This is a genomic window from Cognatundibacterium luofuense (genome assembly GCF_018139685.1).
In the GTDB taxonomy this organism is placed as follows: Bacteria; Pseudomonadota; Gammaproteobacteria; order Burkholderiales; family Burkholderiaceae_D; genus Undibacterium; species Undibacterium luofuense.
The window spans coordinates 1-322 of sequence record NZ_JAGSPN010000437.1; the positions used below are offsets into that span (position 1 = coordinate 1).

General features: G+C 54.0%; 1 protein-coding gene. It reads right to left on the bottom strand.

The features are described from left to right. A partial coding sequence (locus KDM89_RS21120) for a methyl-accepting chemotaxis protein (protein WP_230428017.1) occupies window positions 1–322 on the bottom strand: 322 nt, incomplete at both ends.

Sequence of the window (322 nt, forward strand, 5' to 3'; positions counted from 1 at the left end):
CCAGTTCTTCACTCGAGGACGCATTTTGCTGAGTGATCTGATTCATCTGATTCATCGCGGTATTGATTTGTCCGACACCCGCAGACTGTTCCTGCGAAGCCGCAGCAATTTCCTGCACCAAGTCGGAAGTGCGGCCTATACCAGGCACGATTTCATCGATGAGTTCGCCGGCGCGTTCTGCAGTTTTCACACTGCCACTGGCCAGATCACCAATTTCACGCGCAGCTATCTGTGAACGTTCGGCCAGCTTACGCACTTCTGCCGCAACCACGGCAAAGCCTTTACCATGTTCACCGGCACGTGCTGCTTCAATCGCCGCATT